This is a genomic window from Nakamurella sp. UYEF19 (genome assembly GCF_040546275.1).
Lineage (GTDB): Bacteria > Actinomycetota > Actinomycetes > Mycobacteriales > Nakamurellaceae > Nakamurella.
The window spans coordinates 57,221-69,622 of the sequence record NZ_JBEPNO010000025.1 but is presented as its reverse complement, the minus strand read 5'-3'; the positions used below and the strand labels follow the sequence as shown (position 1 = coordinate 69,622).

At 66.5% G+C, this 12,402-nt stretch carries 14 protein-coding genes and 1 pseudogene; 7 read left to right on the top strand and 8 right to left on the bottom strand.

Annotation, left to right across the window (positions count from 1 at the left end):
* The first annotated feature begins 130 nt into the window (after nucleotides 1-130).
* The 6 genes from ABIB25_RS24115 to ABIB25_RS24090 all read left to right on the top strand — a co-directional run bounded on the left by ABIB25_RS24115 (nucleotide 131) and on the right by ABIB25_RS24090 (nucleotide 4,384).
* Nucleotides 131-577, top strand: a complete 447-nt coding sequence (locus ABIB25_RS24115) for an NADPH-dependent F420 reductase (protein WP_354531077.1) — start codon at nucleotides 131-133, stop codon at nucleotides 575-577.
* Nucleotides 578-702: 125 nt separating this feature from the next.
* On the top strand, nucleotides 703-1,296 hold the full coding sequence (locus ABIB25_RS24110) for an N-acetyltransferase (protein WP_354531076.1): 594 nt from the start codon (nucleotides 703-705) through the stop codon (nucleotides 1,294-1,296).
* A 76-nt stretch (nucleotides 1,297-1,372) separates the two neighbouring features.
* Nucleotides 1,373-1,948, top strand: coding sequence for a TetR/AcrR family transcriptional regulator (locus ABIB25_RS24105; protein WP_354531075.1), 576 nt, complete (start codon nucleotides 1,373-1,375; stop codon nucleotides 1,946-1,948).
* On the top strand, nucleotides 1,945-2,688 hold the full coding sequence (locus ABIB25_RS24100; protein WP_354531074.1) for a VC0807 family protein: 744 nt from the start codon (nucleotides 1,945-1,947) through the stop codon (nucleotides 2,686-2,688). The genes ABIB25_RS24105 and ABIB25_RS24100 overlap by 4 nt, the downstream gene beginning before the upstream one ends.
* 238 nt (nucleotides 2,689-2,926) lie before the next feature.
* A complete protein-coding gene (locus tag ABIB25_RS24095; protein WP_354531073.1) occupies nucleotides 2,927-3,682 on the top strand; it encodes a dienelactone hydrolase family protein in 756 nt (251 codons plus the stop codon).
* A gap of 84 nt (nucleotides 3,683-3,766) precedes the next feature.
* On the top strand, nucleotides 3,767-4,384 hold the full coding sequence (locus tag ABIB25_RS24090; RefSeq protein ID WP_354531072.1) for a dihydrofolate reductase family protein: 618 nt from the start codon (nucleotides 3,767-3,769) through the stop codon (nucleotides 4,382-4,384).
* Here ABIB25_RS24090 and ABIB25_RS24085 read toward each other — a convergent pair.
* From ABIB25_RS24085 to ABIB25_RS24075, 3 genes and pseudogenes are all read right to left on the bottom strand, one after another.
* Nucleotides 4,363-4,982, bottom strand: a pseudogene (locus ABIB25_RS24085) (dihydrofolate reductase family protein). The gene ABIB25_RS24090 and the pseudogene ABIB25_RS24085 sit on opposite strands and share 22 nt — an antisense overlap.
* Complete coding sequence (locus ABIB25_RS24080) at nucleotides 4,982-5,488, bottom strand: SRPBCC family protein (protein ID WP_354531071.1); 507 nt, start codon at nucleotides 5,486-5,488, stop codon at nucleotides 4,982-4,984. Before ABIB25_RS24080 ends, ABIB25_RS24085 begins: the two are co-directional and overlap by 1 nt.
* 3 nt (nucleotides 5,489-5,491) lie before the next feature.
* A complete protein-coding gene (locus ABIB25_RS24075; protein WP_354531070.1) occupies nucleotides 5,492-5,830 on the bottom strand; it encodes an ArsR/SmtB family transcription factor in 339 nt (112 codons plus the stop codon).
* 84 nt (nucleotides 5,831-5,914) lie between these two features.
* Here ABIB25_RS24075 and ABIB25_RS24070 point away from each other — a divergent pair, with 84 nt between their 5' ends.
* Nucleotides 5,915-6,880: a polysaccharide deacetylase family protein gene (locus ABIB25_RS24070; protein ID WP_354531069.1), complete on the top strand. Its 966-nt coding sequence runs from the start codon at nucleotides 5,915-5,917 to the stop codon at nucleotides 6,878-6,880.
* 115 nt (nucleotides 6,881-6,995) lie between these two features.
* Here ABIB25_RS24070 and ABIB25_RS24065 read toward each other — a convergent pair whose 3' ends face one another.
* The 5 genes from ABIB25_RS24065 to ABIB25_RS24045 form a co-directional block, all read right to left on the bottom strand.
* Nucleotides 6,996-8,021, bottom strand: a complete 1,026-nt coding sequence (locus tag ABIB25_RS24065; protein WP_354531068.1) for a YVTN family beta-propeller repeat protein — start codon at nucleotides 8,019-8,021, stop codon at nucleotides 6,996-6,998.
* A 464-nt stretch (nucleotides 8,022-8,485) separates the two neighbouring features.
* Nucleotides 8,486-8,971: a hypothetical protein gene (locus tag ABIB25_RS24060; RefSeq protein WP_354531067.1), complete on the bottom strand. Its 486-nt coding sequence runs from the start codon at nucleotides 8,969-8,971 to the stop codon at nucleotides 8,486-8,488.
* A gap of 219 nt (nucleotides 8,972-9,190) precedes the next feature.
* The gene (locus ABIB25_RS24055) at nucleotides 9,191-10,165 is read right to left on the bottom strand and encodes a phosphotransferase enzyme family protein (protein ID WP_354531066.1); all 975 of its coding nucleotides are present in this window, start codon (nucleotides 10,163-10,165) and stop codon (nucleotides 9,191-9,193) included.
* 104 nt (nucleotides 10,166-10,269) lie between these two features.
* Nucleotides 10,270-11,739 (bottom strand): hypothetical protein, encoded by a 1,470-nt coding sequence (locus tag ABIB25_RS24050; RefSeq protein ID WP_354531065.1) that lies wholly within the window; start codon nucleotides 11,737-11,739, stop codon nucleotides 10,270-10,272.
* A gap of 1 nt (nucleotide 11,740) precedes the next feature.
* Nucleotides 11,741-12,319: a hypothetical protein gene (locus ABIB25_RS24045; protein WP_354531064.1), complete on the bottom strand. Its 579-nt coding sequence runs from the start codon at nucleotides 12,317-12,319 to the stop codon at nucleotides 11,741-11,743.
* Nucleotides 12,320-12,402 lie beyond the last annotated feature (83 nt).

Sequence of the window (12,402 nt, the reverse complement as noted above, 5' to 3'; positions counted from 1 at the left end):
ACGCTCGAAGACGGCGTAGAGCTGGCCTGTTCGTTTTGACCTGATCGTTTCTGCAACGGTGACTGAGCCATCAGCATCCGAGCGCGGCGGGCGAGCAGAAGCGGATCGTTCGTTTGCGTGATCGAAGCCGGTGGGCGACATCGTCATCCTGGCCGTCCTGCACGCCGGCGCGGTTGCCGTGGTGACGCACTACGGCGAAGCGCTGGCCGGCAAGATCCTCGTCGACATCTCCAACCCGTTCAACGCCGACGCCAGCGGAATCGTGACGACCGCGGGCAACTCGGTCGCCCAGCAGATCGCCGCCGTTGCCCCGGAGGGCACCCACGTCGTGAAGGCCTTCAATACGATCTTCGGCGGCGTCATTGGGCAGGACAAGCCCGTGGACGCCTTCTTCGCCGGCGACGGGGTCGAGGCAAAAGAACGTTTCGGAGCGTTTCTGGAGAGCTTGGACATGCGGCCCCGCGACACCGGAGGGCTTGACATGGCATACGCCCTCGAATGGACCGGCATTCTCCTGATGGGGGTGGCCCGCAACGGCCTCGGCTTCCACGTCGCCCTGGGCGCCGAGGTCCTCTGAAGACTCTCCCCACGGGAGGCGATCCGAGGGAGTGGCCGGGTCCCGCAGCAGATCCCGCCCGATCACCACTTGAGCGCGGCCGTAGCGTGAGCAGCGCCCATGGATCGCCGCCGAAGGAGGCACACGTGCCGTTCACCGAATCGACCGAACCGGTTCCTGCGACCCTGAGGACCGGCGAGTTCACCTTGCGTCCCATCGTGGTGGGCGACGTGGAGATGGACTACGCGGCCGTGATGGAGACGCGTCAGTACTTGCGCTTGTGGCGGCAGTCGACCTGGCCCGAGGACGACTTCACGGTGGAGGCGAACCGAGTGGATCTCGTCAACCTCGAAGAACGACACGGCGCGCATCGCGCGTTCACGTACACCGTGCTCGATCCGGAGGGCACCAGCTGCCTTGGCTGCGTCTACGTCTTCCCCACGAACGCCACGTTCCTCGCGAAGTGCGCGGTGACGGCTGTCGGACCTGACCACTGGGCGGACGTGGAAGCTGTCGTCTACTTCTGGGCCCGTCTTCCCCAGATGGAGCTGGGGATGGACGAGCGTCTCCTCGCCGCGCTGCGCTCGTGGTTCAAAGACGAATGGAAGTTCGAGAAGACCGTCTACGTCACCAGCGAGCCGTTCACCCAGCAGGTGGATCTGATCGAGCGCACCGATCTAACGCTCAAGTTCGAGCTGATCGAGCCCGGTAAGCCGGCGAAAGGCCTCGTCTTCGGCTGAGGACGTGGCGTGAGTTACTTGACCGTGGTAGCTTTTACTCATGCCAGTAACTCGTGAGGATCCGCCTGTTCGTTCGATGACGGCACAGGCACGCCGCGCGCAGATCGTGGCAGCGACGATCGACGTGATCGCCGAAATCGGTTATGGACAAACATCTTTTGCCCGGATCGCCGAACACGCGAAACTGTCGAGCACCCGGCTCATCTCCTATCACTTCGCCGGCAAGGACGAGCTGATCACCGCGGTGGCCGAGGACGCCATCACATCCATTGGCGATCACCTGGCACGGCAGCTGGCTGCCGAGACCACCGCGTCCGGGATGCTGCGGGCCTACATCGAGGGCATGGTGCAGTTCACCGCGACTCATCGGTCCCGGATGAAGGCGCTGCTGGAGATCTTCCTGAACGGCGGTCTGCACTACGACGCGACCACCGATCAGAGCGTCGTCGGACACGTCGAAACGATCCTGCGCCAGGGTCAGGCCGGCGGGGAGTTCCGCGAGTTCGACGCCCGTGTGATGGCCACGGCCGTGCAGCGTGCGGTCGAAGGACTGCCGTTCCTGCTGGAGTCGACGCCGGATCTGGACTGTGCGGCCTACGGTCGTGAGCTGGTCACGCTGTTCGAGCTCGGTACTCGGCGGAGCTCAGAGTGACGCGGGCCGTCGCGTCGGCTGTCGAAAACGGTGATGCGGCAACGGTTCGTCGCCCCAGCCCGGCCCGCGCGGCACTAAGGATGGTGGTCGACTTCGGCTTACCGGTGGCCGTCTACTACGGCCTGCGCGCGCTCGGAATGACCGTCTTCACCGCGTTGCTCGTCAGCGCCGGCGTCTCAGCGGTGACCGCTGCCGTGCCGTTGATCCATCACCGGCGCCTCGACGGCATGGCCCTCTACATGGCGGTCGTCATGCTGGGCGGCGTCGCCGTCTCGCTGGTGTCCGGCAGCACTCGATTCCTGCTGGCCCGCGAAGCGCTGGTGACCGGGGTCACCGGGCTGTGGTTCATCGCCAGCCTCCGGGGCCGACGTCCGCTCGCCTACCTGTTTTCCCAGCCGCTGCTCGAGGGACGGCTCCGATGGCCGCGCGATTGGGACGGACTGTGGGTCCGCTCGCCCCGGTTCCGCCGCATGTGGAGGGTGTCCAGCCTGCTGTGGGGCATCGGCACGCTTCTTGATGCCGCGCTGCGGGTCATCATGGCCTACACCCTGCCGTCCGACCTGGTCCCGGCTCTGGGAACGGCGCTCTACGCCGGAACCTCCGTCGTCCTGATCGCGGTCACCAGCATCTACTACGCCGCCTCCGGGATCTACGACCCCACATCGCTGCTCTATCCGCCGGACGAGATCGCCGGTTGGGGATCGTCGCCGCCGCGGCCGCCGCATCCGTCATCCGCCTGAGGCGATTCCGCAGACAGCGGCGCGGTCTTCGGCCCTGACGAGACGGGGTCGAACGGGGCTTTAGGAAATTCGCTGGCGTACCAGGGTGACGCCTGCTAGTTTCCCGGAGTCCGTGCATCAGACCGAGGAGGTGGTACCCGTGACCGCAGTATCGACATGGGTGCTCCCCCTTGGGGTCACGGTCGGACGATAGGTCGTCCGGGAGCGCCGCCCAGCAGCCCTCCCGAAAGGCACGACCATGCACTTCACTTCCGCACAACGGCTCGACGACGGCGTCCTCGAACGCAGATTCACCCTCGCCGAGGTCCCCGGCATCCTGTGGACCCCCGGATCCGCGCCTGCACCGACCCCGCTGATCCTGCTCGGCCAACCCGGCGGACTCGACAAGATGTACCCGCGACTCTTGGCCCGTGCCAGGCAGTTCGCGGCGCAGGGCTTCGCCGCGGCCACCCTCGAGCTCCCCGGCAGCGGCGAACGGCCTCGTTCTGCCGCCGCCGAGGAGGCTCGCACCGACCTTCGCCGGGCGGTGACGGCCGGTGAGCCGGTCACCGACGGGGTCGTCGACCGGCTCGTCCTCCCCCTGGTCGACAAGGCGGTCCCGGAATTGCAGGGCGACCTGGACGCACTGCTCTCGTTGCCCGAGATCGGCGGCCCGGTCGGGTACGCGGGAGGGATCATCGCGATCGGCGTCCGGCTGGCGGTGGTCGAATCACGCATCTCGGCGGCCGTTCTGTTCGCCGGGAGTTACGTGCCCCGCAGCATGTTCGAGGAGGCCCGGCAGGTCACCATCCCGTTGCACGTCCTGCTGCAGTGGGACGACGAGGGAAACGACCGGCAGATGGCACTGGATCTCTTCGATGCCTTCGGGAGCAAGGAAAAGACGTTGCACGCCAACATGGGTGGCCACACCGGCGTTCCGGCTTTCGAGGTCGAAGCCGGCAACCGGTTCTTCGCCCGACACCTGGAGTCGCGGAGGCGTCGGTGTTCGACATGAATGCCCGCGGTGTGTCGTATCGGGACGGTGGTGTTCGTAGTAGAGACGAGACCAACGACCACATCAACCGGCGCGGAGAGACCCATGAGCAACGTTGTCGTCTACATGTCCATGTCCCTCGACGGGTTCATCGCCGCCGAGAATGACGGCCCCGGAAACGGTCTCGGGGTTGGTGGTGAGCCGCTGCATGGCTGGCTCACCGCCGGCAACGTCAACCCCGAGACGTTCCGACCCGAGAACGGCGTGAACGCCGAGATCTTCGACGAGATGCTGTCGACGGGCGCCGTCATCGTGGGCCGGCACACCTTCGAGTGGGCCGGCGAGTGGGGCGGCGATCACCACGAGGGCGTGCCGATCTTCGTGCTCACGCGAACCGAACCCGTCCCGGCCGTGCGCGGGCTTGCGCACTACGTCAGCGATCTCGGATCGGCCGTCGCGCGGGCGAAGGAAGCTGCCGGCGATCGGGACGTCATGATGCACGGCGCGTCATCGGTTCAGGCACTTCTGTCAGCAGGGCTGGTGGACGAAGTGGCCATCACCCTCGTCCCGATCCTGCTCGGCCGCGGCAAGCGGTTCTTCGACGAACGACCGGCCGCGTCCGGCCTGCGACTGGTCCGCTCGGTAGAGGGCGCAGGCGTCCTGCACCTGCGCTACGAAGTTCTGGGCTCTGGCGAGCGCGGTCAACGCTCCCGGACTGCGTAGGTCAGGTGGGTCACCCGCTGCGTCGATTCCCCGCGGATCTGTTCGAGGGCAACACGTTCCGCGTCCACACCCTCGAACAGGCGAATGCCCGAGCCGAACAGCACGGGCGAGAGCGCGATCGTGACTCGTCGATCAGTCCCGCGTTCACGTACTCCAGGATCGTCGCCCCGCCGCCGGCGACACGGACGTCCCGGTCACCGGCGGCGACGCGAGCCTGATCGAGCGCAGATTCGATACCATCGTTGACGAAGTGGAACGTGTTGCCACCCAGGCGCTCCCAGGGATCACGTTTCTCGTGGGTGACGACGAAGACCGGCGTGTGGAACGGCGGATTGTCCGGCCACATCTGCTCGCCGGCGTCGAACATGCGCTTGCCCATGACGCTCGCACCGGTGCGGTCGAACGTCGCCCGCACGATGTCGTTGTCGCGACCTTCCTCGCCGCCCTCGCCGAGCGATAGGTTCTCCCGGAAGAACCGTGTCGGAAAGACCCACTGCTGCAGTTCCATCCATTGCTGCCCCATCAGTTCCCCGAGGGACGCCGGCGCGATGAACCCGTCCAACGACATCGACACGCTGAAGTACACTTTGTCCGCCATCAGTTCTCCAATTCTTTCGCGACCATTGCGGTCACATATGCAGCCAGGTTGGCCAGGGTCTGACGGCCGCCCTCGACCGCGTGGGACTTCTCGATTGCCTGGTCGCGTGTCTCCTTGGTGGGGAACACGGTGCGCATCTCGATCCGGGTCGCCGCGCCCTCGGGGGTGAACGTCAACACCGACTCGAAGACGTTCGGATCGTCGCGGGACTCGCCGTGCTGCAATGCGATCCGCTTCGGCGGGACGATTTCGGTCCAGGTGATCCACTCCTGGTAGTCCGTTCCGTCCGGTCCGTGCATGACGAAGTCCCACTCCCCGCCGACGCGGAACTCGAACCTCCGCGTGGTGGTGGTGAACCCGTTCGGTCCCCACCAGTGCGACAAGTGTCGGACCTCGGTGAACGCCTCGAACACCAACTCCCGTGGAGCATTGATGGCTCTGGAGATGACGATCTCGCGGTCGGCTGTCGGTGACTGCGCCGGCGTGTTGTGTCCCAAAGGTGCCATCGGCTACTTCTCCTGTGTCTGCTTGAGATCCTGGACGTAGGCGTCCAGCCGGTCGAAGCTCTCGTTCCAGAACTGCTCGAACCCGCCGATCCACTCGTGGACCGGTCGCATCCCGCGTGCGTCGAGGCCATAGAGGCGCTGCTTGCCTGCCTTGCGGTCGCGCACCAGCCCGACCTCCCGGAGCACCCGCAGGTGCTTGGACGCCCCCGGCTGGGTCATTCCCAGCTGCTGGGCCAACTCGGTCACCGGCCGCTCACCACCCCGCAGCAGCACCAGGATGTCCCGCCGCTGCGGCTCGGCGATCGCGTTGAAGACGTCCGACGTCGTCGCTGCGCGGGCCATGGGCAATATCGTATACCGATATAGGCATGCGTCAAGACAGAGGGCCCAAAGGCATCGCGGTGCGACCGGGCTAACGTGGAGTACGTGACGAACCGACCCCGCCGTGCCCTGCTGGCCGCCGGCATCGGTCTCGTCGCTGCCGGTGTGGTCGGTTGCTCCCGCGGGATCCAGGCGGTCAGGGACAAGGCGACCGGGACCGCGGTCGCCACCGGCGCAGAGGATGCAACTCCGTCCTCGGAGCCATCCCCGGCCCCGTCGAGGACACCGTCTCCGCCGACAGTCGGTTCTCGGGCAACGTTGTCGAGCACGCCGGGCACCACCACGTCGACGAGGGCGACGACGCCGGCCGGGCCTGTGTCGTCGCCACGGGTCGGCACGAGCAGCCCGGTGACCGGTACGCCACCGTCCTCGGTAGCGCGGACCCGCCCGACGAGCCGACCGCACATCGGTCCGGCGGCCCAGATTGCCCACGGCCCCAGCAATCGGCCCCGACTCGCGCTCACTTTCCACGGCGCCGGGGACATCGCCTACGCTCGCGAGATCCTGGCCATCGCCAAGCGAAAGAACGCCAGGATCACGGTCATGGTGGTCGGGACGTGGCTCGCCGACAATCCGGCCATCGGACGCGAGATCCTGGCCGGCGGTCACGAGATCGGAAACCACACCCTCACGCACCTGGACATCAACTCGCTGTCCGAGACTGCCATGCGTGCGGAGGTCGTCGGTTGCCGCGACATCCTGCTGCGGACCACCGGTGTCCCGGGCGCCTACTTCCGCCAGTCGCAGTCACCGACCGCCAATCAGCAGTTGCTCGGGGTGGCCGGCGACGCCGGGTACGCGGTCTGCCTGTCCTACGACTTGGATTCGCTGGACTGGACCGATCCCGGTGCGGCGGCCGTTCGTCAGAACATGCTGGCCGCTCGGGCCGGGTCCATCGTCAGTTTGCACCTGGGTCATTCTGGGACTGTCGAGGCCCTGCCGGGTGTGCTGGACGATCTGGCCGTCCGTGGACTGTCGGCCACCACCGTCAGCACCCTGCTGGGGACGTAGCAGGCCCTGAGCGGGAAACGGGATGCCCCGCCAGGTGTTCTCGGTGATCGATGGCCACGTTGGGCCGGCGGCCGACGATGTGATCACCGGGCGTGGAGGTCTCCTGGCCGAACGGTCACCGGGTAATGCCCGTGTGCCCCAGGCTGTACCGCCCGGGTAGCGGGACCAGCGCCAAGCCATGGGGTCCGTTGCCCACCGGGATCTTCGCGATGAGGTGGCCGGTGCGGGTGTCGAACACGTAGACGACGTTGTCGTACCGGCCTGACACCCAGAGTTGCCTTCCGTCAGCCGTCACATTTCCCATGTCCGGACTGCCGCCCCCTGGTATCACCCACTGGGTGATCTTCCGTCCGGTATAGGCATCCAGCACGCTGACGGTGCCGGCCAGCCGGTTCGTCACGTACAGCTCCTTGGCGCTGCGGCTCAGGTAGAGGCCATGGGCGCCGTTGCCGGTCGGGATGTGCCGCAACACTTTTGTCGCCGCCCCATTCAGAACCCAGACACCATTGGAGTCGGAATCGGCGATGTAGTAGACGCTGGCGTCGGGCGCGAGCTTGATGTCCTGTGGCCCCATCATGGTGTTCCGGACCGGCATGTCCACCGTCCGTAGGACCTGGTGCGACGCCACGTCGATGACGGCGACGCGGCCGGCGAACTCGCAGGTGAAGACCGCGGTGCGCCCGTCCGCGCTGAAGTCGGCGTGGTCGATGCCGGCGCACTGCGGAATGGGGGTGACATCCTTGATCTGCCAGGTGTGCCGGTCGTACCAGACAAGTTCCCGCAACTCCTCGGCCACCGAGATCGCGTACCGGCCATCGGGTGTGAAGTACATGTTGTACGGATCGATCACCGGAATGGTGCGTCCGCAACGGCCCGTCCGCGGGTCGATCACCCGGATCTTGTTGCCGACGTCGTCGGTGGCGTAGAGCTCGGTCATGTCGTACGACGGGACGACGTGCTGGACCTCGATACCGACGGCGCACTTTCGAATCACCCGGTGGGTGAGCTGGTCGATGACCCACACGTCGCCGGACTTGTTGTGCGGGACGTACGCATAGTGCGGGAACCCGGCCGTCGCGGCGCCGACCATTCCAGCACCGGCGGAAGCGTAGATGTTGTGCTGGTCGATCACCGGAGGCATGCCGGGGAGTGCCGTCGGCTTGGTCTGGGGTGGGCTCCGGGTCGCGGATGGCCGAAGGGTGGAGGGCGTTCTGGTCGGCTCGGTCAGTCGGGTTCGGGTCGGTAGCGGAGCCGAACTCGCTCCGCTCACCGGACCTGGCGACGTGCCGGGTGTGTTGACCGGGCTGTGGGGAGGTCCCTGGAGGGTGCTACTGGAAGGCGCCGTGGGGACCGAAATAGCACTGTTTGCGGTACAGCCGGCAACCAACAGGGCGCTCACCAGCAGGCCGGCGAATCCAGTCAACGGCCGGGTCGCTCGGGGATGCCCTGAGGTCATCGCTCCTCCATGGATGCCGTACCGAGCGAAACAACGGTCAACGCGTCGACTGCAGGTTCACCAACTTGGACCTTGTCTACGATCGATGTGATCGTAGAGGGAAACTGACCCCGGTGGATGCTGAAGCCACCGGGCACAGGCCCGGCGTCCTAGCCACACCAAGCCGGACCGAGAGTCACCACGTGGTTGGAGCCCGCCCAGACGATGTTGCCGGTGGCCTCGACGCAGTAGTGGGAGGTGTCGATCTTGGTCGACGCATTCGCGTAGTAGCCGTAGTTGCCGCTGTCCGACCCTCTGCCTGACAAGTCCGGCTGTTGCCCGGGCGGACGGAGATCCGGACTGGGGGCAACTATCGCGTAAACCTCGACGCTGGTGGGTACTCTGACTCCGTAGGTCGCACCGGTATGGACAGTGGTGGCACAGTTGTGCCGAGCAGCCGCGTCCCAGTAGAGGTCGAGCTCGCCAATCTTGGTGCTGCCGTGATAGATCGGCTTCGACGCCAGGAAAGATCCATTGCAACCATTGACGGCGGCGTTGGCCGGCGTCGCCAGAACGAGGCCCCCACCCAACATTCCGGCGCATGCGACGACCACCACCAGCAATTTGGTTCGGATCGCCTTCCCTCGTGCCTGCATCACCCTCGGACGCATGGACCTGTTGATGAATCTCATTGGTGACCCCTCTGTCGCTGAGTTAATGGTGCTACCCGCACCAAGGTCGTTCCGGATGTGGGATTCGGCTCCTGTTGTTGACGATCGCCGCGAGCCACCGGTTCCATCTCCGGGGATTTCAACTTGCTGCAGATCCATCGGTCGCGAAAATCGACCGGCCACCTGGACAGGGCGACTCTGGGCTCAGCCGCGGGCGCTGGAGCCGACCGCGTCCAGCAGGTCCGCGATGACCGACCTGGTGAGGGGGTCGGCGACCGTCTCCCCGAAAAGATCAGCGAGCCGCTCTCGTTCGGGGTCCCCTGGGGAATGCATGAGCCAATGGGTACAGGCTCTTTCGTTGATGTGCCCGAGTACTGCGATCAGCATGGTGAAATCGCCGGGGCTGTGGACCCGGCCCGGCCCGCCGCAGGCCCGGTAGCTTTCGACGATCGCGGTGACGCGGTCGGCCAGGCCGCCGGCGAAACCCCAGACCACGAAGGCCATTTCCTGACTCGCGCCGGCCAGCCCGTGGTTGTCCCAATCGATGATGCACACCGAACCGTCGACCGTGCCACGAAGGTTCTCCGGGAAGAGGTCTCGGTGACAGGTCTGCGGATCGGCTGGGTCGACCATCATCTGTTCCAGAGCAATGAAGTCCTCGCGCAGGCCGGCCAGGTCGTCGGCGAACGGCGCCCGAGCATCCGTCAGCGCCACGAGAAGCTCACCCCATCGCTGCGCGCCCACCGGCTCTCGATACCACGGGTGCAGTCCTCGGGTCCCACGGAAAGGGGTGCGATGCAACTGGCCGAGCGCGGCGCCGACCGCTTCGGCGTTCAGTGTCGGGTCGACCTCCGACAGGTCGACCCATTCGGTGATGCGCACCTGCGCGGCCGGCAGGTCCAGCAGGACGGCCCCGCTCCGGGTGGTCAGCATCGCCGGGGTGGGCACCCCAGCCGACCGGGCGGCTGCGACGAACTCGACGTCCTCCCGCACCTCCGCCTCGAGCTGCGGGGAGATCAACCTCTTGACCGCCCACGTGCCGCGGGTGGTCGTCAGCCGGAAGACGAAGCCCAGCTCGCCCCGCCCAGTGGGGCCGACGTGATCGAGGACGTCCCCGAGGTCGAAGGCGGCCGCGATGGTCGCGGCCTCGGCATCGCTCAGCTCCGGAGGCGAGGTCATCCTCTGATGATGACCGATCGGCCCGCCAACACACGAGAACCTGCCCCGTCAGTCGTGAAGAACGATCAGGAATTCCCGCGACCCTCGACGGAATGTGGACCCGTTCAGGCTCCGTAGAACGTGCGGTACCACTTGGCCCAACCGGCCTCGATGACGTCAGGGTCGGTGTAGGTCAGCTCACTGCCGGTCTTCGATTCCAGAATGGTGGTGAACGGGCCACCGGCTCCGTTCGAATATCCCAGGACCATCGAATGGAATCCCTGGTCGGGGCCGTAGGTGATCGACAGGTACTCGTAGACCGACGCCCCGAGGTCGTAGTAGTAATCGGCCAGCTTCGCATTGCCGTAGACCTGTGCGTCGGTGGGTACCGTTCCGGCGAAAGCCGGATGCGGCAATTTGACAAGGCCTTCGGACAGGAATGGCTTGGCCGATGGTTTCTTGGCCAGCGGATTGGTGGGTGTGTAGTGGTAATAGGCCTCGATGTATCTTGCCCAACCCTCGACCACCCAGGCGGGCAGGGCTTTTCCGTCGCCGAACGACCAGAGGTCGTTCACCGATGCGAGGTTGTGGGCGAACTCGTGCACCATGGTGCCGAGGTCGTCGACGGGATCCTTCTGCGTGCTGCCCAGGATGACGTAGCCGGTGGTCAGCACGGACAGTTGGTCGTCGCCGGCCCCCTGGACCGACGCGAGCGGGGTGAAGAGGCCCGCCACCAGGGACGGGTCGGCGACCCAGCCTCTCCCCTTGGGCGCGGTCTGCAGCCAGCCGGCTCTTGTTTTCGCATCGGCCGAGACAAAAGCGACGAATCCCTTCTGGTGGACCTGCCCGGCGTAGGGCCCGAGGAACTTGAGGACCCAATCGGCGGCCCTCTGGGCTTTTGCGGCCTCGGTGTCGACAAACTTCTTCTCGGCGGGCAGGCCGGCCACGGTGACGTTCTTCTGGTGATTCACGTAGAGCGCGCCTTGATCCCAGGGGGCGTTGGACGTGCCTTTCATGGCGGTCACCAAAGGGAATCCGGTGGGTTGATCGGTCAGCGTGATCGTGTAGGCAGTGCCGGGAACCGGCAGTTGGCTGGTGCCGTCGCTGGCGCCGGACATCACCGGCATCAACGGTGAATGGACACCGAGGGTGAGCGTGAGCGTGGCCGAGGTTGCCTGGCTGGGCGGCCTGTCACCGACGGCTGCGGCGCCGTAGTCGAAGCCCAGTGCGGTCATGTTGTTCCACCAGAGCGTCGCCGGTGCGACGGCCGCGCCCGAGAAGTGAGACAGGTAGGCCTTTTCGTTCTTGCTCCCGATGTCGAACGACAGCTGGTCGGCCAGGGCCCGCGGGGCGTCGAGGGCAGCCCGCGGCTGGGTGGTCTTCGACGGCGAGGTGGGTGAAGGCGTCGCAGTCGTGGAATTCGAAGGGTGGGCGTGCTGGTAGTTGAGGAAGCCGTGCACCCCGCCGACCACCAGGGCCACCACCAGGCCGATCAACAGGATTGGCCAGCCGGCGGCCTTGCGGGGGGGCGGCGCCGCGTACTGCGGGTACGGCGGTGCGGGCCAGTACTGGCCGGGGGGAGGCGGGACGCTCATCTCAGGCTCCCGCCTCGTCGTACACGAACGTGATCGAACTGTGTCCCTCGTCGGCCCCGGCAAGGTAGTCGCCGAGGATCCGGATGTGCCCCTTGGACAGGTCGAAGTTCGTGCTGTCGTTCTTCTTGCCGGCGCTGGGCGTGAAGCCGGCCGCCTTCAGCTTCTTGACCCACGCCGCGTAGGTGGCCGCAGTCTGCCCGTCGAAACGGCCGCTGAAGTCACCCTTCGAGTAGGTGCTCAGGCTGGTGACCTTTGGGTTGCCGGCCGGCTGGAGAGCCTGCGGAAGCGGGTCCGGATAGGTCCTGGCCGACTGTGGCGGGCGGGTCGCAGTCGAGACCGCCTGGCCGCTGCCGGTTGCGGGCGGCGTGGCTGATGGCGAGACCGGGGACTTCCCACCCGTCGCCGCCTGGGCGTCAGGCGAGACGATCGCGCCGGCTCCGAACCAGCCGCCGGCGATCAGCGCCAACGCGGCGAGGATCCCGGCCCAGGCCGGTAGGCCGGTGCGTCGTGCCGGTGCCTGCTGCACCGGAACCCGCGGCGCCGGCCCCGGCTGCGCAGGCCAGTAGTTCGGACCCGTCATCAGACCCCCCTGGTCAACTCGACGGCTCGGGATCACAGGCGACGTCATCTCCGCCGCTCCCCGGTCCATCTCCTTACAGCCGA